Genomic DNA, 21,050 nt, shown 5'->3' on the forward strand with positions numbered 1-21,050 from the left:
ATTGTCTGTAGCTCGATCGTGAGCAGGCTATTACTGTCCGGGTTGTCGATCACGGGGCGGAGGGATGGTCGTGGCCGCTCTTGCCGGGCGTGATGATCAGGCCCTCAGTCGTGTCCCTGACCAGGCGCGGCACCCGTGGTGGTCAGTCGCGTCCCAGCGCTTCGGGCAGACGACCGCGCTGAGCCAGTTGCTGCTGGGCGCGACACTTGGCTTCGGCATGACGTTCTGGGGTGCGTTCCTCGCCCTCACGATCGGGGCGGTGCTGCTGGCCGCCGTGGCGATCGCGGTGGGGGTCGTCGGGCAGCGCGAGGGGTTGCCGACGGCGCTGCTCGGGCGGTGGACCGGGTTCGGGCACGCCGGGTCGGCGATGCTCGGGCTGATCATCGCCCTGTCGTGCACCGGGTGGTTCGGGGTGCAGACGGGGCTGGCCGGGGCGACGCTCGCCACCGCCGCCGGGGTGTTGCCGGCGCCCGTGTGGTCGTTGGTGCTCGGGGTCGCCATCACGGTCGTCGCTGCCTATGGCGTGCGGTGGATGGCGTGGGTCTCGTACGTGGCGGTGCCCGCGTTTCTGCTGTTGCTGGTCTATGTGGTGCTGAGCAATGTCAACGATGTCGGTGCCGCGGTCAGCGGGCCGGCGCCGGGGCCGCCGATCGGGATGCTCACGGCGATCACGCTGGTCACCGGCAGTTTCATCGTCGGGGCGGCGATCGCGCCGGACCTGACGCGCTTCCACCGCACCGAACGCGACGTCGTCAAGCAGACGGTCCTGGGAGTAACGGCCGGTCAGTGGGTCATCGGGCTGATGGGTGTCGTTCTCGCGCACGGGCTCCGCACGACGGACGTCGTGGGCGTCGTCAGCGCGTCTGGTGGCTGGATCGGCGCGCTGGTCGTCGTCACGGCGGTGTTGAAGATCAACGACTGGTACCTCTCCTCGGCCTCGCTCGGGATCGTGAACTTCGTCGACGCCGTGTTCGCGGTCCGGATCAGCCGGGCCCAGGTGACCGTCGTGGTCGGGTGCGCGGGCAGCTTCCTCGCGGCCGCGGGCATCGTGCAGCAGTTCAGCCACTTCCTGGTGCTGCTGGGCGTGGTGTTCCCGCCCGTCGCCGGGATCATGGCCGCCGAGTACTTCGTGGTGCGGCAGTGGCGCAACGAGATCATCTCGACGCGGCCGCACGTGCCGCGCTCGGCGCCGTCGTGGGTGCCCGCGACGGTCGTCATCTGGCCCGCTTCGGCCTTCCTGGGCGAGTTGCTGCCGTTCGGACAGTCCAGTGTGAACTCTCTCGCGCTCGCGTTCGGGCTGTACGTCTGCGCCGGGCGGTTGGACCTCCTGCGGATGCGCACGCGCAGGGCCACCAACCGTAAGGTGGTCGAGGAAGCCCAGGCCGCCTGAGGGGTGGACATGCACATCGGTATCGACGTCGGCGGCACGAACACCGACGCCGTTCTCGTCGAGGGCCGGCGCGTCCTGGCCGAGTGCAAGGCGACCACGACGGCCGACGTGACGACGGGGATCGTCGAGGCGGTCGGCGGGTTGCGGCACGCGTTCGAACCGGCCTCGATCACCGCCGTCATGATCGGCACCACGCACTTCGTCAACGCCGTCGTCGAGGGCCGGGGGCTCGCGAGGACGGCGGCCGTGAGGCTCGGACTTCCCGCCACTGCGGCACTTCCGCCGTTCGTCGACTGGCCGGGAGAGCTGCGCGAGGCCATCGGCGGCTACTCCTACCTCTGCCACGGCGGCCACGAGTACGACGGCCGGGTCATCTCGCCGCTCCGGGAGGACGAACTGCGCGCGGTCGCCGCAGACCTCGCCGCGAAGGACGTGCGGTCGGTCGCCATCTCGTCGGTGTTCTCGTTGGTCAGCAACGAGTTCGAGCGCCGGGCCGCGGAGATCCTCACGGCCGGGGTGCCGGGCCTGCTGGTGAGCTTCTCGCACGAGATCGGGCGGCTCGGCCTGCTGGAGCGGGAGAACGCGACGATCATCAACGCCGCCCTGCGCGTGCTCGCCGAGCAGATCGCAGACGGGCTCACGGAATCCCTTGAGGCACAGGGCATCGACGCCCCGCTCTACCTCAGCCAGAACGACGGCACGCTTATGGACCTGGAGTACGCGCGCTGTTATCCGGTCGCCACGTTCTCCTCCGGACCCACGAACTCGATGCGCGGCGGCGCGTTCCTGTCCGGCCTGGACGACTGCGCGGTGATCGACGTCGGCGGCACCACGACCGACATCGGCATGCTGCACAACGGTTTCCCGCGCGAGGCGTCGTCCGAGGTGCTCATCAGGGGAGTGCGCACGAACTTCCGCATGCCCGACGTCCGCTCTATCGGCCTCGGTGGGGGCAGCGTCGTGCGGGAGACCCAGGCAGGGCCGGAGAGCGTCGGGTTCCGGCTGGCGCAACGAGCACTGGTGTTCGGCGGCGACACGCTGACGGTCACGGACATCGCGGTCGCGGCCGGACTCGCCGACATCGGCGACAAGAGCCTCGTACGGCACCTCGACCGCACGCTCGTGCGGTCGGTGCTCGACCACGTCGGCGACCGCATCGCCACGCAGGTCGACCGCATGCGCACGAGCCCGGCACCGGTGCCCGTCGTGCTGGTCGGCGGCGGGAGCGTGCTCGTGCCGGACGCCGTCAAGGGCACCAGGCCGCCGCACCACGCCTTCGCGGGCGCCATCGGTGCCGCGATCGCCCAGGTCGGCGGCGAGGTCGACCGGGTGTTCACGATGGAGCCCGCACGGCGTGACGAGGTGCTCGACGCCGCCCGGCAGGAGGCCGTGGACAGGGCCGTGGCGGCGGGGGCGGACGCGGGCAGCGTGCGGATCGTCGAGATCGAGGAGATCCCCCTCGCCTACCTGCCGGGAAACGCGAGCCGCGTGCGAGCGCGTGCGGTGGGTGATCTGCTGCTCGGCCACTAAGGTCCTGCTCATGCACCTGCTGCGGCCCGACGAGGTGGACCGGCTCGCCCTGGGCGTGGTCATGCTCGGCAGCGGCGGCGGGGGCGGCGAGCAGGAGACCCACGCGTTCGCCGCGATGCTGCGGCACGAGATGCGGCAGAGCGGTCCCGTCACGGTCCTCACCGCGCAGGAGGCGGACCCGGACGGCTACGGAGCGCGGGTCGGGCTGCTCGGCGCACCGACCGTGCTGATCGAGAAGCTGCCCTCCGGCCGGGAGGCCGAGGAGGCGCTGAAAGCGTTGCAGGCGCACGACTCCACGTCCGCGACGGCCGTGATCGGGTGGGAGATCGGCGGCTGCAACGGCCTGCTGCCGCTGCTCCTGGCCGCACGGCTGGGCCTGCCGTACGTCGACGTCGACGGCATGGGGAGAGCGTTCCCGCGCATCGACCAGACGACCTACGACGCGGCCGGGCTGCCCACGACCCCGCTCGCCATCACCGAACCCAGCGGCAACCGCGCGGTGCTCGACTCGACGGGCATCGAGAAGCTCGCCCGCACGGTGATGGTCGACTTCGGTGGCTGGGCGATGATGGTCGCGAAACCGTTGAAGCTCGCGGACGCGGTCGCGGCGGGCATCACGGGCTCGCTCGCCCGTGCCCTCGAACTGGGCGAGATCTGGTCGCGGCGCACGGACTCCGTGGCGGAGAGGGCCAAGGCCTCCGGTGGTTTCCTCGTCGCACGGGGAAAAGTCGTCGAGGTGTGGCGCGAGTCGGTGGGCGACTTCCCGCGCGGAACGGTGGCGCTGCGGCGGCTGGACGCCGACGATGCGTACGTGCGCCTGGAGATGCAGGGGGAGTACCTCGTCGCGCTCGCGGACGGCGAGGCGCTCGTGACGACACCGGACCTGTTGTGCTGCCTGGACGCCGAGACCGGCCACCCGCTGTCGGCCGAACGGCTCGGGTTCGGCGCGGTCGTGGACGTGGTAGCGCTCCCATCACCGCCGCAGTGGGTGCGTCCCGGGCTGCTCGGCCGCGTCGACCCGCGTGCGTTCGGCTACGACCTCGACTACCTGCCCTTCCGGGACGCCGAGTGATCGACGACGCCGGCTCGCTGACCGTGCGCGATCTGCTGGAGATCGGCGCGCTCGGCGACGTGACGCTGCTGGCGGGCGAACGCGGTGTCGGCACCGAGGTCGCGGACGTGCGGCTGGCGGCGGACATCACGGCCGTCGAGGCGTGCTCGGCGGGCGACCTGGTGATCCTCACCGGTCACCAGCCGTACCTCGTCGAGGTGGCGCTGCGCCGGGCGTACAGCGCGGACGTGCGGGCCGTCGTGCTGGTGCGGCCGTCGACCGGCGGTTACCAGGCGCCCTCGACCGCGACGATCTCGTTCGCGAACCGGCTCGGCGTGCCGCTGCTGCAGGCAGACGCGGACGACCCGCTGCTGGTCGCGGACGCGTTGCGCACGGCCGTGCGGCGTCCCGAGGTCGCGGCGGCCAGGCTGCTCAACGCCGTCACCGCGCGGCTGGGCCGCAGCAGGCCCGACCCGCGATCGGTGATCACGATCCTGTCCGGCGAGCTGCACGTGACGTGCGCCGTGATCAGCGCGGACGGCACCGCGATCGAGGGCGTGTCCCCACCGGGCCTGCCGCCGGACCTGCTGGCGGGTTCCGTCGCCTCCACCGTCGAGATGGCCGAGGGCTTCGCCGTGGCCGTGCCGGTGGAGACCGACCGCACCGGGCACGTGCACCTGTGGCTCGTCTCGCACGCGCGGGGCAGCAACAAGCGCTGGGCCGAGACCGTCATGCAGATCAGCCAGGTCGCGTCGTGGGCGCTGGGCAGCTGGGTCGCCGCCGAACGCCTGGAGACAGAGCGTCGCGCCCGGTCCCGCGGCTCACTGCTGGCCGAGCTGCTCGCGTCCGGCGACGACGTACCACCGCAGCTGGTGCAGCAGGCCGTGCTCGCCGGGTGGCGGCTCGACGGCTGGCACACCGGCGTCTACGTCGTGCCGTCGAGCGTGGCCGACCCCGCGAGCACCGAACGGCTGCGCGTCGACCTGTCCCGCCGCGGCCTGCACGGCCAGCTCGTCGAGGGCGCCGAGGGCTGGTCGTTCTGGCTCACCAACGACACCGAACCGCCCCAGACCCAGCACCGCGAGCTGACCGCGAAGATCGCCCAGGTGCTCGGCGGCTGCCCGCTCGTCGCCGGCATCGGACGCCCGCACCCCGGCGTCACGGGGGTGGGCAGGACGCTGGCGGAGGCCCGCGAGGCCGCCTCGATGACCGGCGCGGCGAAGGTCGTGCACGTCGACGAACTGGGCGTGCGGCGCCTGCTGTCGATGGCGGCCGAGACCCCGGCGCTGGTCGACCAGGCCGCGCGGCTGCTGGAACCGCTGACAGGCGTCGAGGACGGTCAGCTGCTGCGCACCCTCGCCGTCTACCTGGACGAGGAGTCGGTGACGTCCTCGGCCGCCGTGCGGCTGAAGGTGCACCGGAACACGGTGTCGCAGCGGATCAACCGGGTCGAGCAGCTGCTCGGGGTCAGCCTGCTGAACCCGGACGAACGGCTCGCGGTCCACCTGGCCTGCCGGGCCGTCCGCGCGTCGGACGAGGTCACGTAGGCACGAACGCGGGCAGCACGGCGTCCACCTCGAAGCCGCCGTCGTCCGTCGGACCGGCCGTCAGCGTTCCCCCGACCATCTCCACCCGCCCGCGCAGGCCGAGCAGGCCGCTGCCGGGACCGGGCAGCGCGAGGACCGGTGCGGCGGGTCGCGTGTTGCGGATGACGGCGCGCACGACACTCGGTCCACAGTGGATCGTGATCTCGGTGCGGGCGCCGGGCGCGTGCTTGTGGACGTTCGTCAGGGACTCCTGGACGACGCGGTACATGGTGCGGCGCATGGCGGGGGAGATGGTGTTCGCGTCGCCGTGCTCGGTGAGGGTGACCGCGAGGCCGGTGCCGGAGTCGGCGACCAGGCGGGAGAGGTGGTCGGGCAGCACGTCGGGGATGCGGGCGACGCGGCCGGAGTGCAGCACCCCGACGAGGTCGCGCAGTTCGGCCAGCGCCTGGCAGCCCGCGGTGCGCAGTTCGCCGGCCGCCTCGCGCACCCCGTCGTCGTGTGCCGCGATCCGCAACGCGCCGGCGTGCAGCACCATCAGGTTCAGCCGGTGCGTGACGACGTCGTGCATCTCGGCGGCGAGTCTCGCGCGTTCGTCGGCACGGGCCTGCTCGGCCAGCAGCTCGCGGTCCCGCTCGGCCAGAGCCCGCGTGAGGCTGCGCCGCGTGCCGACGTACAGGCTCGCGAGCGCGGCCGCCACCAGTACGAGCAGCACGAGTGCCTGCGTCACGCCGGTGACGATACTGCCGGTTTTGTGCTTTGGATCACCTACTGGAGCAGGGGGTTGACCCTACTTTCGCAGGTGGCGACACCCGACTTTTCCGCCTGCCGAACGTTCGCGTCCGGTCAGAGCACTCTGCGGGTGAACAGGGCCGTCCAGAGGAACGACTTCCCGAACCGCGGCGAGTCCGAGGGCTCCTCGCTCATCCGGCGCAGCTCCACCTCCTCGAGGTCCTGGAAGATCCACCGGAGCTCGTCCGGGGTGTAGCCGACGCCGCCTCCGAGGCCCGTCCGGTACAGGTCCACGTCCGGGGCGGCCGTGCCCTCCTCGGCGGTGAAACAGGTGAGCGCGAAGTGGCCGCCGGGCACGAGAGAGCGCTCCAGCAGCGCGAGGTAGCCGACGCGACGGTGCGGGGGCAGGTGGTGGAAGCAGCCCGAGTCGTAGATCAGGTCGTACGGGCCCTCGGACGCGAACGCGTCGCCGTGTCTGAATCGGACGTCCAGGCCCTCGGCACGTTCCTCGGCCCACCTGATCGCGGTCGCCGAGATGTCCACCGCGTCGACCTGGAACCCGTTGCGCGCCAGGAAGATCGCGTTGCGGCCGGGACCGCAGCCGACGTCCAGGGCGCGGCCTGGTGCGAGCAGTCCGCGCTCCACGTAGGAGGCCAGGTTCTCGTCCGGTTCGGCCACGAAGAACGGGACCTCGCGCGAGCGGTCCGCGTAGAACCGGTCCCACCAGTCGCCCTCGTGCGGTGCGGACAGCTCGTCCAGCACCCGCATCACGTCGTCGATCGCACGCACGTTCCGCTGCACTCGAACCCCCAGGTAGACGGCTTGTCAGTCTACCTGGGGGAGTGGGTCACAGGCCGCCTTCGCTCAGGCGTCTGCGGTAGCCGCGGGCACCTTCGGAGCCCACGTTCTCGTGGAAGTCGATGCCGTTCGGGTTGGTCTGCACGTGGTAGTAGCAGGCGCCCCAGAGGCTGGACGCGACCGAGTCGTCGAAGTGGATGAGGCTTCCGTACTTGTAGCCCTTGTCGTACGGCGTGACGCGGGTCGTCCGCATCGAGTACTCGGTGGCGATCACGGGCTTGCCGGGCCACTTGGACGCGCACCGCGACAGCGTCTCCGAGTACGTGAGCTCGTTCCAGCCGCCCTGCGCGGCGAAGTTGCCGTCGTCGGCGTTGCTGTAGAAGTGGACGCCCACGAAGTCGCACTTCTTGATGGCGTCGACGAAGTTCGGGTTGGCGTACCAGGTGTCCGGGTTCGTGGTCTTGTTCGGCGACAGCGCGGTGCCGCAGATCTTGGCTCCGGGGAACGTCTCCCGGATGCGGTCGATCGTCACGCTCAGGTTGTAGCCGTACGCCCACGGGTCGGCGACGCGGATGTTCGGTTCGTTGCCGAGCTCGATGATGCACTTGTCGGCGCCCGAGCGGATCTTCTTGAACTCGAAGAAGCGCGAGTCGCGGATCTCGGCGACCGCCTGGTTCGGGTCGATCATCTTGTCCGTGTCACCGGTGACCGTGCGGACGATGAGGAAGTTCGTCGCGCCGGCCGCCGTCCAGACGTGGTCGGGGAAGTTCTGCCACGGGCCGGAGCCCGGCATGCCCCAGCCCGTCACGACCTTCGCCAGGTCGGCGCCCTGGTTGTTGATCGCGTCGATCCACGTCTGGTAGCCGTCGGTGAGCAACGGGCCGTGCGCGCGGTAGTGCGGTGCGGCCGAGGCCCGGCCCGGCAACGACGCCATGCCCGCCGCCGCGACGGCGCCTGCCGCCAGCTTGCCGATCGCACGGCGGCTGTACTGCCTTTCGCCGGACATCGCCGGTCTCCCTTCGTCGGTGAACACCGGAGATGCAAACGGGGCCGGGTATGCGGGCGGTATGCGGTTGCCCTCTCGTACGCTGTATGGCAACATCAGTTAGGTGATCCTCTGACCCCGTTTCCAGCGCGTCCGGTTTCCTTCGGCGGTGTGGGGGTCCCTCATGTCAGCTCAGTTGACGATCAAGAAGATCACCAGGAGCTACGCTTTCAAGCGCGTGCTCGACGACGTGTCCCTGACGGTCCGGCCGGGCGAGAGGCTCGGCGTGGTCGGCGAGAACGGGTCGGGCAAGTCGACGCTGCTGCGGCTGGTCGCCGGGCAGGACGTGCCGGACGACGGTGAGATCACCGTGGTGGCGCAGGGCGTCGGCTACCTCGGGCAGGTGCTCGACCTGCCCTCCGAGGCGACGGTCGGCGACGCGATCGACGCCGCTCTCGTCGAGATCCGCCTGCTGGAGCAGCAGATCGCGGCCGCGGCGGAACACGAACGTCTCGACGAGCTCGGCGAGTTGCTGACCGCGTTCGAACTGCGCGACGGCTACTCGGCCGACGCACGGGTCGAGGCCGCGATGTCCGCGCTTGGTCTCACCGTCGGTCGTGAACGCGCGCTCGGCACGTTGTCCGGCGGCGAACGGGCCCGGCTGGCGCTCGCGGGCGTGCTGTCGGCCGAACCGGAGCTGCTGCTGCTCGACGAACCCACCAACCACCTCGACGACCAGGCGCTGGCCTGGCTGGAGACGAGGCTCCGGCGGCACCGGGGAACGGTGGTCGTGGTGACGCACGACCGGCTCTTGCTGGAACGGGTGACCACCGCGGTCGTCGAGATCGAGAACCGGTCGATCACCCGCTACGGCAACGGTTACGCGGGCTACGTCGCCGAGAAGAGGGCGGCGCGGCAACGGTGGGAGCAGGCCTACGCGGAGTGGGTCGGCGAGATCGGGCACTGGACCGAGTGGCGCGGCACGACGGCACACCGGGTCGCGCCGGGCCGTCCGATCCCCGACCACAACAAGTGCAAGTACAACGGCGACGGACGGCGCGTGCAGGCGTCGATCAGGACGCGGGTGCGCAGCGCGTCCGAACGGCTGGAGCGGCTGCGGGCCGATCCGGTGCCCAGGCCGCCGGAACCGTTGCGGCTCAACGCCCCGCTCGGCGTGGCTCGGGAGGGCCTGGTGCTCGAGTTCGGCGAGCTGAGGGTCGAGGCGGGGCAACGGGTGCTGGTGACCGGGCCGAACGGCGCCGGCAAGTCGACGTTGCTCGACGTGCTGGCGGGTGTGCGCGAACCGCGGCGCGGCACGGTCACCCGCCACGGCGAGATCGGCTACCTGCCGCAGGAAACCGTTGTGCACGAACCGAAGCAGACGGTCCTGAAGGCGTTCGGTGGAAGCGCGGACGAACTCGAAGCACTGGGCCTGCTGCACAGGGAGGACTTCGCGACGCCCGTCGGCGCGTTGTCCGTCGGCCAGCGGCGGCGGCTCGCGCTCGCCCGGTTGCTGAGCCGGGAGTCCGGTGTGCTGCTGCTGGATGAGCCGACCAACCACCTGTCGCTCGCGCTGGTGGAGGAGCTCGAGGCCGCGCTCGCGGACTATCCGGGCGCGGTCGTGGTGGCGTCGCACGACCGGCTGCTGCGGCAGCGGTGGCGAGGGGAGGAGCTTCGATTGGACCCGTACTCACAACCATAGTTGTACAACCGTGGTTGGCAATGTCAGGATTCGCGTCGTGGACCTGATGGACATCGACCTCGGGACGCTCGCCTACCTCGCGGGCCGCTCCGCGAACGACTCGATTCTCAAGCAGCTGCACGAGATCGGGCACAAGGGCGTGCGGATGTCGCACGGCTACGTGATCCAGCAGCTCGTCGACGGGGAGCCGAAGGTGGGGGAGCTGGGCGAGCTGCTCGGCGTCACCCAGCAGGCCGCGTCGAAGCAGCTGCTGGAGCTGGAGAGCCTCGGGTACGTCAAGCGCGTGCCGGACCGCGTGGACGGCCGGATCCGGCGCGCCCAGCTGACCAGCCGCGGCAGGCGCCTGGTCGAGGACAGCCAACGGCTCCGGCGCGAGCTGGACGTGCACGGCAACGACGAGGTCAAACGCGCGCTCGTCAGCGTCCTGGTGGCGACCGGGGGCGCCGAACCGGTGCTGAAACACCGGCTCGCACCGACCGACTAGGCCAGCAGGTACGGCGGATCTCCCCTGGCAACGGCGCAGGTGCGGCGATGCGCCGTTCGGTCGTGCACCCATTCGGCTGACGGTCGTACCCGTGCCCACCGGATGTCGTTGACGAGTACATGACCTGTGACAACGAAGTCCCGGTCCCTGCAGCCGGGGCACCGGTTCGTCGTCGGCGGTTCCTCACGTTCCTGGTGGCCGCGCCGGTGCTCACCGTCGCGGTTCCCGGCACGGCCGAGGCCGTCATCCCGACGCTGCCGCAACCGGCCGAGATCCTCGATCTCGGCGACGTCCTGATCCTGGCCGGCACCCCGACCGCGGGCGCGCTCGCCGTGCTCAGCGTCGGGGAGGACGGCGTCGTCACCCTCGACCTGCCCCGCGCCGAGGTCGGTCAGGGCATCACGACGGCCTGCGCGATGCTCGTCGCGGAGGAGCTGGACCTGCCGCTCGACAAGGTCCGCGTCACGCTCGCGGACGCGCGGCCCGAGCTGCTGATGAACCAGCTCACGGGCGGTTCCAACACGATGCGGTCGGTGTACGGCCCGGTCCGTCAGGCGGCGGCGGCCGCACGGGCCCGGCTGCTCGCGGCGGCGGCGAAGCGGCACGGCGTGGCGGTCGAGCGACTGTCCACGAGGGACGGTGCGGTGATCCTGCCGGACGGGCGGCCGATCCTGTACGGACTGCTGACGTCGGCCGCGGCACAACTGACCGGAGTGTTCGCCGCGCAACCGAAACCGGCGAGCGAGCACCGGCTGATCGGCACGCCGCAGTCGCGCATCGACGCCCGCGCGATGGTCACCGGCCAGTTCGAGTACACGCTCGACCACGACGTGCCGGGCGCGATGCCGACGGTCGTGCGCCGGCCGCCGACGATCAACGGCTCGGTCAGGTCCGTCGACTCGGCGGCCGCGAAGGCGATGCCCGGGGTGCTCGCGATCGGCGTCGTGCCCACGGGTGTCGCGGTCGTCGCGGAGACGTTCGGGCAGGCCATGGCCGCACGGGACGCCTTGAAGGTCACCTGGAACGCCGGCACGATCGACGCGTTGTCGGACAAGGACATCCGCGCCGAGCTGCAGGCCGCCGCGCTGCCGTTCGTGGTGCCGCCGCTGCTGACCCAGCACGTCGACATGGAGTTCGACTTCGCGTTCGTCAGCCACGCTCCGATGGAGACGAACTCGGCGATCGCGGACGTCCGGGACGACCGCGCCGAGATCTGGGCCGGGCTGAAGTCGCCGATCGTGGCGCGGCAGACCATCGCGGCGGCCGTCGGACTGCCCGAGTCGGCGGTGACGGTCCACGTGACGCAGGGCGGCGGCTCGTTCGGGCGCAGGCTCTTCTTCGACGCCGCGATCGAGGCCGCACAGATCTCGAAAGCCCTGCGGCGCCCGGTGAAGCTCATGTGGGACCGCAAGGACGACATGCGCCACGGCCGTGCGCGCGCCGCCAGCCACCACAAGCTGCGGGCGACGTTCGCGCTCGGCAACGTGCTGACGTTCGAGCACCGCGTGGCGTCCGTCGAGACCGACTTCCGGCACGGCCTGGGTGAGATCCTCACCGCCACGGCCGCGTCGCTGCCCGTCGCGGGCAACCTGTCGTTCGCGCAGACGGTGTTCCTCACGACGTGCAAGGTGCCGTACAACTTCGGCGTCGTGACCTCGTTGCTCAACGAGGTGCCGCTGCGCATGCACACCGGCTCGTGGCGGTCGGTGTACTCGGCGAACACCCGTGGTGCGGAAGAGGTCCTGGTCGACCAGCTCGCGAAGAAGATGGGCAAGGACCCCGTCGCGTTCCGCCGCGAGTACCTCAAGACCGCCCGCCAGCGCGCCGTGCTCAACAAGGTCGTGGAGGAGGGCCAGTGGGGTCGCGCGATGCCCAAGGGCTTCGCGCAGGGCGTCGCCTTCCACGACGAGTACAAGTCGTGCACGGCCTGCCTGGTCGAGATCGACGCGCGCGACCCGAAGAACCCGCGCGTGGTCAAGGCGACGATCGCGGTCGACGTCGGCCGTCCGATCAACCCGCGCGGTCTGGAGGCGCAGATGCTCGGCGGCCTGACCGACGCCATCTCCACCACGCTGCGCGCCGGTCTGCACATCGACAAGGGCCTGCCGCTGGAGGGTTCGTTCTCGCAGTTCCACTACGCCCGCCAGAAGGACGCGCCGCTCGACGTGAAGATCCACGTGATGCCGGCGACCGGTGAACCGGGCGGCGCGGGAGAGCTGGGTGTGCCGGCCGCGGTCGGCGCGATCGCCAACGCCTACGCGCGGGCGACCGGTGTGGTGCCGACGAGCTTCCCGATCATCTTCCCGGTCGACTTCGAGCCGTTCCCGCGCTGAAGGAGCGTCAGCTGTGCCTACCTACACCATGATCGTCAACGGGAAGCCGGTCACCGTCGAGGCTCCCGCCGACATGGCCCTGCTCTGGGTGCTGCGCGACAAGCTCGGCGTGCGCGGCCCGAAGTTCGGCTGCGGCATCGGTGTCTGCCGCGCCTGCACGTCCCCCCTCAACGGCGCGGAGATCCAGCCGTGCGTCACCCCGGTCGCGGAGTGCTCGGGCCAGGAGGTCACCACGATCGAGGGGCTGGCTTCCGGTGACGACCTGCACCCCGTCCAGGAGGCCTGGCTGGAGCAGGACGTCGCGCAGTGCGGCTACTGCCAGCCGGGCCAGATCATGGCCGCCGCGGCGTTGCTCCGGACGAAGAAGGAGATTTCGGACGAGGACATCGACCGGATCGCGAACGTGTGCCGTTGCGGTACCTACTTCCGCATCAGGCAGGCCATAAAGTCGGCGGCGGCCAAGATGTAGGAGTCAGCCGGATGCGTGCCGGCGCAGGAGGAACCCGTGCTGGCGCTGTCCGTCGTGCTGCTGGTCGCCGTGCTCGTCTGCGCGGTCGTCCGACCGTGGGGCTGGCCCGAGGCGGCGGTGGCGGTCCCGGCGGCCGTCGTCGTCGTGCTGGCCGGGGCGTTGCCGCTCGACCACGTCGTGGACGAGGCGGTACGGCTGGGGCCCGTGATCGGGTTCCTGGCCGCGATCCTCGTGCTCGCCCAGCTCTGCGACGACGATGGGCTCTTCCACGCCTGCGGCACGTGGATGGCGCGTGCGTCCGGGGGCAGGCCGCGGAGGTTGCTCGGCGGGGTGTTCGTCACGGCCTCGGTGACGACGGCGGTGCTGAGTCTCGACGCGACGGTCGTGCTGCTGACGCCGGTGGTGTTCGCGACGGCCGCGCAGCTCGGGGTCCGGCCGAAGCCGCACGTCTACGCGTGCACGCACCTGTCCAACAGCGCGTCACTGCTGCTGCCGGTGTCGAACCTGACGAACCTGCTCGCGTTCGCCTCGAGCGGGCTGAGCTTCACGCGGTTCGCGGCGCTGATGGCGTTGCCGTGGGTCGTGGCGATCGGCGTGGAGTACCTGGTGTTCCGGCGGTTCTTCCGCACCGACCTCGACGCGCCGGTGCACGCGCCCCGGGAGCAGCCGCCGCAGGAGCTGCCGGTGTTCGCACTGGCCACCGTCGGGCTGACGCTCGTCGGGTTCGTCGTCGCGTCCGCCACCGGCGTCGACCCGGCCTGGGCTGCCTGCGCGGGTGCGGTCGCGATGGCCGTGCGGGCGCTCGTCCGGCGCCGCACGTCGGTGGTCAAGGTCGTGCGGTCGGCGTCGCTGCCGTTCCTCGCGTTCGTGCTCGGCCTGGGCATCGTGGTGCGGGCGGTGGTCGACAACGGCCTGGACGACGTGCTGAAGCTCGCGATCCCGGACGGCACCGGCCTGCTGGCGCTGCTCGGGGTGGCCGCGGTCGCCGCGGTGCTCGCCAACGTGATCAACAACCTGCCCGCGGTGCTCGTGCTGCTGCCGCTGGTCGCACCGATGGGGCCGGGGGTGGTGCTGGCGGTGCTGCTGGGCGTGAACCTCGGCCCGAACCTCACCTACGCCGGCTCGCTCGCGACGTTGCTGTGGCGGCGGATCGTGCACGACCACGACACCGAGGTGCACCTGCCGGAGTTCACGAAGCTCGGCCTGCTCGCCGTGCCTGCCACCCTCCTCGGCGCCGTCGTGGCACTGTGGGCGTCCCTTCAGCTGATCGGAGGATGACCATGACGGTGGTCGTGTGGATCGCCGACGACACCTGGCAGGACTGCGTCGACGCCGCCCGCGCCCACGGCGGTGAGGACTTCCTACTGCTGCACGTCAGCGACGTGGCCGGGGCAGCTCACGGCGCGTTCGCCGGGCTGTTCGGCAGGCACTCCTCGCTCGACCCCGGCACGCGCCTCGACGACCTCGCCGCAGACCACGCCACGCACCTCCTGGACGCGGCCGCCGAACGCCTCGGGCGGCCGTGCGCGAAGGAGGCGCGCGTCGGCCGGGTCGAGCACGAAGTCGTCGCGGCGGTGCGGGAAGCGTCGTTGCTGGTCCTCTGCCGGGACGGCGACGTGAGCCACGCCGGTCCGCGCAGCCTCGGCCCGGCGACCCGGTTCGTCGTCGACCACGCGACCTGCCCGGTGCTCCTGGTCTGGCCGACATAACTGCCTAGACGCAAACTTGCGTGCGCGCAATTTTCTCGCATAGCCTGAGGCCATGCGAGCAAAAGGCATCGCGTACGACACCGGTTTCGTGCGCCACGGGGACATGTCGCTGGAGAAGTTCGATCTCGGCGACGTCAGGCGGGACCTGACCGCGATCAGGGACGACCTGCGCTGCAACGCCGTCCACCTCGTCGGAGGTGATCCGGAACGGCTCGAACGGGCCGCGGGGATCGCCGCCGAACTGGGGTTGGAGATCTGGTTCTCGCCCTACCCGCTGGAGCTCACGCCGTCCGAGATCCTCGACCTGTTCGCCGACTGCGCGAGGAGAGCCGAGCGGATCCGGGCGCACGCCGAGGTCGTGTTCGTGACCGGCGTCGAGCTCAGCATCATGAACTCCGGCTTCATGCCCGGAGACGACGTCCTGGACCGCCTGGGTCAGTTGCTGGGGCGGCCCGAACGGATGCGGGCCGCGGGCGAGAAGCTCAACGCGTTCCTGGCCGAGGCCGTCGGCGTGGTGCGGGAGCACTTCCACGGCAAGCTCACCTACGCCTGCATCCCTTTCGAGAACCCGGACTGGGACCTGTTCGACTTCAAGTCCTTCGAGCTGATCCGGTCCGCCGAGGTCGCCGGCGTGTACGCCGAGAGCATCAGGAACGTGGTGGCGCAGGGGAAACCGGTCGCCATCACTGGCTTCGGCACGGCCGCGTGGCACGGTTCGGGTGCCGTGGCGCCGCGCAGCATGGAGATCGTCGAGCACGACGAGTCCGGGCTGCCGGTCCGCGTGAAGGCCGGCTACGTCCGCGACGAGGAGGAGCAGGCCACGTACCTGCGCGAGGTGCTGGAGACGTTCGAGGCCGAGGGGGTCGACGCGGCGTTCGTCTACCTGTTCGCGCTGGCCGGCTACCCGCACCGGCCGGACGAGCCGGACCGCGACCTCGACATGGCGGGTCCCGGCATCGTGAAGGTCTACGACGACGGCACCTGGGAGCCCAAGGCCGCGTTCGGCGCCGTCGCCGAGGTGTACGCGCGGATTTAACCGCTTGGCGCGCACTGCGGCGGCCGCCAGACTCGGGGCATCATGAGCGCAAGGTTGCGAGCGATCGCCCACGACACCGTCGCCATCGCGGAGCGCGGTTCCTACTCCACCCCGGCGGGTGAGGTCACCATCGCCGTGACCCCCGCCGTCGAGGGGACCCGGCTCCACCTGCCGGACGAGGTGCTGTCGCTGCCCCTGGAGGTCGGCGAGGCCCGCGTCGACGTCACCAACGAGTCCACTTTGGACGCCACGCGCCGCCTCGGCGGTGACGTCGCCGCGCTGAACTTCGCCTCCGCGCGCAACGCCGGAGGTGGGTTCCTCAACGGCGCGCAGGCCCAGGAGGAGAGCATCGCCCGTGGTTCGGCGATCTACCCGAGCCTGCGCGCCGCCGGTGAGTTCTACGCGTACCACCGCGCGCACGAGAGCCTTCTGTACAGCGACCGCGTGATCTACTCGCCGCGCGTGCCGGTGTTCAAGGACGACAGGGGAGCGCTGCTGCCGCGGCCCTACGAGGTCTCGTTCCTCACCGCCGCGGCGCCGAACCGGTCCGCGATCCTGCGCAGCCAGCCGGAGCGCGCCGACGACATCCCGCTCGCGTTGCTGCGGCGTGCCATCCGCGTGCTGCACGTCGCCGCGTCGCACGGCCACCGCCGGCTGGTGCTGGGCGCCTGGGGCTGCGGCGTCTTCGGCAACGACCCCGCGACCGTCGCGCGGATCTTCGGGCTCGCGCTGAGGGACAACCGGTACTTCGACCACGTCGTCTTCGCGGTGCTCGACGGGCAGAAGGGCACGCCGACGCTGGGCGCGTTCACCGACGTGCTGGGCTGACACCATCCCTGACCTGCGCTGAGCCAAAATGATGCCAAGCTGAGCCAGAAATGCTTGCTGGTGGTGCCACCGTGTGCCATAGTGATGCCATGGATCTGACCCCGTATGTGGCTTCCCTCGGTCGCGAGCTGCTGACCGCCGTCGAGACCGGCGGTGGCGAAGCGAGTGCGCTGGTCGAGCGGTTGACCGTGACGATGGAGTCGGCGATCCGGCTGGCACTGCTCGAAGCGCTGTCCGCCGCCGCAGACGAGATCACCGCGGACCTGGCACCGGACTCGGTGCAGGTGCTGCTGCGGGGCCGTGACCCGAAGTTCGTCGTGACGCGCCGGGCGCCGGAGCCGGCCGCCGTCGCTCCGGAGCCCGCTCCCGCCGCGCCCGCCGAGGACGTGGCGGCCGGCTTCGACGACGGCACCACCGTGCGCATCAACGTCCGCCTGCCCGAGCCTCTCAAGGCGGCGATCGACGAGGCCGCCGCCAAGGAGGGCCGCTCGGTCAACGCCTGGCTCGTGCGCGCCGCGTCCGCTCAGCTGAGCCCGAAGCGCGAGACCATCGCCGAGGCGATCGAGAGCAGCATCACCGGATCGCAGCGTTTCGTCGGCTGGGTCCGCTAACCCCAGTCTTTCATCACATCGCCCCGACCTGCGGGGATGCGCCACCCACACCTTCTGAGGGGACAGCCATGCCTTCTTACGACACGCCGGAACCGATTTCCGTACTGCTCGACATCTACGCGGGCCACGTCCAGGTCGTCGCGTCCGACCGCACCACCACGGTGGTCGACGTGCGCCCCTCGGACTCGTCCGACTCCTCGGACGTCGAGGCCGCGAGGAAGACCACGGTCGACTACGCCGACGGCACGCTGATGGTGCGCGGGCCGAAGAGGACGTTCGACTTCTCCAGGAAGACGAGGTCCGTCGACATCGTGCTCGAGCTGCCGGCCGGGTCCAAGGTGGACCTGGACGTGACGGCCGGCAGCGCCCGCACCTCCGGGGTGCTCGGCGAGACCGAGGTCGACCTGTCGGCGGGCAACATCCACCTCGACCGCACCGGCCAGCTGCGGGCCGACACGGGCGCGGGCCAGGTCAAGATCGGCACGGTCATCGGCAACGCCGAGGTCAAGACCGGCAGCGGCCACATCCGCGTCGGCACGGTCCAGGGCTCGCTGGTCGTCAAGAACTCCAACGGCCACATCGACGTCGGCGCGGTCGAGGGCCAGCTGCGGGCCCGTTCGGCCAACGGCGACATCAACGTCGAACGTGCCGGCGCGTTCGTGGAGGCCCGGACCGCGATGGGCTCCATCGAGGTGGCCGAGGTCGTCAGCGACACCGTCACGCTGAACACCGCCATGGGCGGCATCGAGATCGGGATCGCCCAGGGCACCGCCGCGTGGATCGACGCCAAGACGTCGTTCGGCCGCGTCACCAACACGCTCGACGGGAGCGACGGCCCCGGCAACTCCACGCAGACCGTCAAGGTCACCGCCCACACGTCCTTCGGCGACATCTCCGTCCGCCGTGCCTGAGGGGAACTCCATGTACGCGATCGAGGCAACCGGCCTGCGCCGCTCCTACGGCGACAACGAGGTGCTCAAAGGCGCGGACCTGAAGGTCCAGCGCGGCACCGTCTTCTCGTTGCTCGGCGCGAACGGCGCCGGCAAGACCACCACTGTGAAGATCCTGTCCACGTTGATCCGGGCGGGCGGCGGCAGCGCGTCCGTCGCCGGTCACGACGTGGCGGGCGACCCCGACGCCGTGCGCGCCGCCATCGGTGTCACCGGCCAGTTCTCCGCCGTCGACAACCTGATGACGGGCCGCGAGAACCTGAAGCTCATGGCCGACCTGCACCACCTCGGCAAGGCCGAGGGCAGGGGCAGGGTCGAGCAGCTGCTGGAGCAGTTCGACCTGGTGGACGCGGCTGACAAGTCCGCGTCGACCTACTCGGGCGGCATGCGGCGCCGGCTCGACCTCGCGATGACGCTGGTCGGGTCGCCGCAGGTGATCTTCCTGGACGAGCCGACCACCGGCCTCGACCCGCGCAGCCGCCGCACCATGTGGCAGATCGTGCGGGACCTGGTCGCGAGCGGCGTCACGATCTTCCTCACCACCCAGTACCTGGAGGAGGCCGACGAGCTCGCCGACCGGATCGCGGTGCTGGACCACGGCAGGATCGTCGCCGAGGGCACCGCGGACGAGCTCAAGCGCCGCATGCCCGGCGGTCACGTCCTGCTGCAGTTCACCGACCTGCGCGACCTGGAGTCCGCCACGCGGATCATCGGCGAGGCCTCGCGTGACGGTGAGGCGCTCGCGCTGCGGGTGCCGAGCGACGGCAGCGTCCGCTCGCTCAAGGCCCTGCTCGACCGGCTCGACGAGAACGCGGTCGCCGTCGAGTCGCTCAGCACGCACACGCCCGACCTCGACGACGTCTTCCTCGCCCTCACCGGAAATCCCGAAAAGGTGACCCAGCCATGACCTACGCACTGACCGACTCGGCGACGATGGTGCGCCGCAACCTCACGCGGATGATCCGCTACCCGTCGCTGACGTTCCAGCTCCTGATCATGCCGGTCGTCTTCCTGCTGCTGTTCGTCTACGTCTTCGGCGGCACCCTCGGTGCCGGCCTGGGCGGGCCGAGCGGAGGCAGAGCCGAGTACCTCAACTACGTGACGCCGACGATCGTCCTGATGTCGATCACCGCCGCGGTGCAGGGCACGAGCATCTCCATCGCGATGGACATGACCGAGGGCATCGTCGACCGCTTCCGCACCATGGCGATCGCGCGGGTGTCCGTCCTCACCGGACACGTGGTCGGCAGCCTCGTCCAGACCGTCCTCGCCATGTCGGTCGTCTTCGGTGTCGCCGTCGCGATCGGGTTCCGGCCGCAGGCGAGCGCACTCGACTGGCTCGCGCTGGCCGGTCTGCTGATCGCGATGTCGTTCGCGATGATCTGGCTGTCCGCCGCACTGGGCCTCGCCAGCAAGTCCGTCGAGTCGTCGAGCAACGTCGGCCTGCCGCTGATCCTGCTCCCGTTCTTCGGCAACGGTTTCGTGCCCACCGACTCGATGCCGACCGTGTTGCGCTGGTTCGCCGAATATCAGCCGTTCACCCCGTTCATCGACGCCCTGCGCGGTTTGCTGATGGGCACGTCGATCGGCAACAGCGGTTACATCGCCTTCGCCTGGTGCGTCGTCATCGGGTTCGGCGGCTACCTCTGGTCCAAGAAGCTCTTCAACCGCGAATCCACCCGCTGAAGGAGAACACCGATCATGTTGCAAGGTTTACCCATGGACCGCGACGTCACCCCGTTCGATCCTCCCAGCAGGATCACCGCGGTGCGCGCGACCCGCCCGGTCAGCCCGATGCTCTTCCCCGACGGCCACGAGGGCTGGCTGGTCAGCGGCTACGAAGCCGTGCGGCAGGCGTTGGCGGACACCAGGTTCAGCAGCCGGCAGGACCTCGGCATCATCCACGTGCCGTTCCCGACGCCCGGCATGCCGGAGATGACCGAGCCGGTCCCGCAGACGCCGGGCCTGTTCATCGCCATGGACCCGCCGGACCACACCCGGCTGCGGCGCAAGCTCACCGGAGCGTTCACCGTCAAGCGGATGAAGGCCCTGGAAGAGGGCATCATCGAGATCACCGAACGGCAGCTGGACGAGCTCGCGAAGCTCACGCCGCCGGTCGACCTCGTGAAGGAGTTCGCGCTTCCGGTGCCGTCACTGGTGATCTGCGAGATCCTCGGTGTGCCGTACGCCGACAGGGACACGTTCCAGCACAACTCCTCCAAGTTCATGGAACGGCAGGTGAACCTGGAGGACAAGATGGCCGCGTACATGGCCATCAACAACTACCTGGTCGAACTGGCCGTCGGCAAGCGCGCCGAACCGGGTGACGACCTGCTGTCCGACCTCGCCCGCGACGAGGACCTCAGCATCGAGGAACTGGTCGGAATGGCGTTCCTGCTGCTGCTCGCGGGCCACGAGACGACCGCGAACATGCTGGCGCTGGGCACCTTCGCGTTGCTGGAGCACCCGGAACAGCTGGAGGCACTGCGCTCGGACCCGTCGCTGATCCCCGACGCGGTCGAGGAACTGCTGCGCTACCTGGCCGTCGCCGACATCTTCTTCCGTTACGCGGCAGAGGACATCGAGTTCTTCGGCGAGACGATCCGCGAGGGTTCGATGGTCGTGCTGTCGCTCCTGGCGGGCAACCACGACCCGGAGCGTTACGAGCACGCCGACGAGCTCGACGTGCACCGCAACGCCCGCGGCCACCTGGCGTTCGGGCACGGCGTGCACCAGTGCCTCGGTCAGCAGCTGGCCCGCATCGAGATGCGCGCCGGGTTCGAGGGACTGCTGCGCCGCTTCCCCGCGCTGGAACTCGCCGTTCCGGCCCGGGAAGTGAAGCTCAGGACCGACATGAACATCTACGGCGTCCACGCCCTGCCCGTCACCTGGGCGTAG

At 70.5% G+C, this 21,050-nt stretch carries 20 protein-coding genes; 17 read left to right on the top strand and 3 right to left on the bottom strand.

Going from position 1 to position 21,050, the window contains the following annotated elements:
* Positions 1-70: 70 nt before the first annotated feature.
* From ACWF7A_RS20255 to ACWF7A_RS20270, 4 genes are read left to right on the top strand one after another with little or no spacing between them, the layout of a single operon-like run.
* Complete coding sequence (locus ACWF7A_RS20255) at positions 71-1,390, top strand: purine-cytosine permease family protein (protein ID WP_452251995.1); 1,320 nt, start codon at positions 71-73, stop codon at positions 1,388-1,390.
* 9 nt (positions 1,391-1,399) lie between these two features.
* Positions 1,400-2,920 (top strand): hydantoinase/oxoprolinase N-terminal domain-containing protein, encoded by a 1,521-nt coding sequence (locus ACWF7A_RS20260; protein ID WP_452251996.1) that lies wholly within the window; start codon positions 1,400-1,402, stop codon positions 2,918-2,920.
* Between the two features lie 10 nt (positions 2,921-2,930).
* Positions 2,931-3,992 carry a DUF917 domain-containing protein gene (locus ACWF7A_RS20265; RefSeq protein WP_452251997.1) on the top strand — a complete coding sequence of 354 codons (1,062 nt, stop codon included), beginning with the start codon at positions 2,931-2,933 and terminating at the stop codon, positions 3,990-3,992.
* Positions 3,989-5,518 (top strand): helix-turn-helix domain-containing protein, encoded by a 1,530-nt coding sequence (locus ACWF7A_RS20270; RefSeq protein ID WP_452251998.1) that lies wholly within the window; start codon positions 3,989-3,991, stop codon positions 5,516-5,518. The genes ACWF7A_RS20265 and ACWF7A_RS20270 overlap by 4 nt, the downstream gene beginning before the upstream one ends.
* Here ACWF7A_RS20270 and ACWF7A_RS20275 read toward each other — a convergent pair.
* The 3 genes from ACWF7A_RS20275 to ACWF7A_RS20285 form a co-directional block, all read right to left on the bottom strand.
* A complete protein-coding gene (locus ACWF7A_RS20275) occupies positions 5,511-6,245 on the bottom strand; it encodes a sensor histidine kinase (RefSeq protein ID WP_452251999.1) in 735 nt (244 codons plus the stop codon). The genes ACWF7A_RS20270 and ACWF7A_RS20275 overlap by 8 nt on opposite strands.
* 116 nt (positions 6,246-6,361) lie before the next feature.
* The gene (locus ACWF7A_RS20280) at positions 6,362-7,036 is read right to left on the bottom strand and encodes a class I SAM-dependent methyltransferase (protein ID WP_452252000.1); all 675 of its coding nucleotides are present in this window, start codon (positions 7,034-7,036) and stop codon (positions 6,362-6,364) included.
* Between the two features lie 58 nt (positions 7,037-7,094).
* Positions 7,095-8,051, bottom strand: coding sequence for a hypothetical protein (locus ACWF7A_RS20285; RefSeq protein ID WP_452252001.1), 957 nt, complete (start codon positions 8,049-8,051; stop codon positions 7,095-7,097).
* Positions 8,052-8,214: 163 nt separating this feature from the next.
* Here ACWF7A_RS20285 and ACWF7A_RS20290 point away from each other — a divergent pair, with 163 nt between their 5' ends.
* From ACWF7A_RS20290 to ACWF7A_RS20350, 13 genes are all read left to right on the top strand, one after another.
* A complete protein-coding gene (locus tag ACWF7A_RS20290; RefSeq protein WP_452252002.1) occupies positions 8,215-9,732 on the top strand; it encodes an ABC-F family ATP-binding cassette domain-containing protein in 1,518 nt (505 codons plus the stop codon).
* 46 nt (positions 9,733-9,778) lie between these two features.
* On the top strand, positions 9,779-10,216 hold the full coding sequence (locus ACWF7A_RS20295; protein ID WP_452252189.1) for a MarR family winged helix-turn-helix transcriptional regulator: 438 nt from the start codon (positions 9,779-9,781) through the stop codon (positions 10,214-10,216).
* A 119-nt stretch (positions 10,217-10,335) separates the two neighbouring features.
* Positions 10,336-12,549, top strand: a complete 2,214-nt coding sequence (locus tag ACWF7A_RS20300) for a molybdopterin cofactor-binding domain-containing protein (protein ID WP_452252003.1) — start codon at positions 10,336-10,338, stop codon at positions 12,547-12,549.
* Between the two features lie 13 nt (positions 12,550-12,562).
* Positions 12,563-13,018, top strand: a complete 456-nt coding sequence (locus ACWF7A_RS20305) for a (2Fe-2S)-binding protein (protein ID WP_452252004.1) — start codon at positions 12,563-12,565, stop codon at positions 13,016-13,018.
* A gap of 15 nt (positions 13,019-13,033) precedes the next feature.
* The gene (locus ACWF7A_RS20310) at positions 13,034-14,296 is read left to right on the top strand and encodes an SLC13 family permease (RefSeq protein ID WP_452252005.1); all 1,263 of its coding nucleotides are present in this window, start codon (positions 13,034-13,036) and stop codon (positions 14,294-14,296) included.
* A gap of 2 nt (positions 14,297-14,298) precedes the next feature.
* Positions 14,299-14,727: a hypothetical protein gene (locus tag ACWF7A_RS20315; RefSeq protein ID WP_452252006.1), complete on the top strand. Its 429-nt coding sequence runs from the start codon at positions 14,299-14,301 to the stop codon at positions 14,725-14,727.
* Positions 14,728-14,779: 52 nt separating this feature from the next.
* Positions 14,780-15,763 carry a hypothetical protein gene (locus tag ACWF7A_RS20320; RefSeq protein ID WP_452252007.1) on the top strand — a complete coding sequence of 328 codons (984 nt, stop codon included), beginning with the start codon at positions 14,780-14,782 and terminating at the stop codon, positions 15,761-15,763.
* 42 nt (positions 15,764-15,805) lie between these two features.
* A complete protein-coding gene (locus ACWF7A_RS20325) occupies positions 15,806-16,591 on the top strand; it encodes a TIGR02452 family protein (protein WP_452252008.1) in 786 nt (261 codons plus the stop codon).
* Positions 16,592-16,680: 89 nt separating this feature from the next.
* Positions 16,681-17,202 carry a ribbon-helix-helix protein, CopG family gene (locus tag ACWF7A_RS20330; RefSeq protein ID WP_452252009.1) on the top strand — a complete coding sequence of 174 codons (522 nt, stop codon included), beginning with the start codon at positions 16,681-16,683 and terminating at the stop codon, positions 17,200-17,202.
* Between the two features lie 68 nt (positions 17,203-17,270).
* Positions 17,271-18,113 (top strand): DUF4097 family beta strand repeat-containing protein, encoded by an 843-nt coding sequence (locus ACWF7A_RS20335; protein WP_452252010.1) that lies wholly within the window; start codon positions 17,271-17,273, stop codon positions 18,111-18,113.
* A 10-nt stretch (positions 18,114-18,123) separates the two neighbouring features.
* A complete protein-coding gene (locus ACWF7A_RS20340; RefSeq protein WP_452252011.1) occupies positions 18,124-19,059 on the top strand; it encodes an ATP-binding cassette domain-containing protein in 936 nt (311 codons plus the stop codon).
* A complete protein-coding gene (locus ACWF7A_RS20345; protein ID WP_452252012.1) occupies positions 19,056-19,838 on the top strand; it encodes an ABC transporter permease in 783 nt (260 codons plus the stop codon). Before ACWF7A_RS20340 ends, ACWF7A_RS20345 begins: the two co-directional genes overlap by 4 nt.
* A gap of 33 nt (positions 19,839-19,871) precedes the next feature.
* Complete coding sequence (locus ACWF7A_RS20350) at positions 19,872-21,050, top strand: cytochrome P450 (protein WP_452252013.1); 1,179 nt, start codon at positions 19,872-19,874, stop codon at positions 21,048-21,050.

This window comes from Lentzea sp. NPDC055074 (assembly GCF_053608005.1).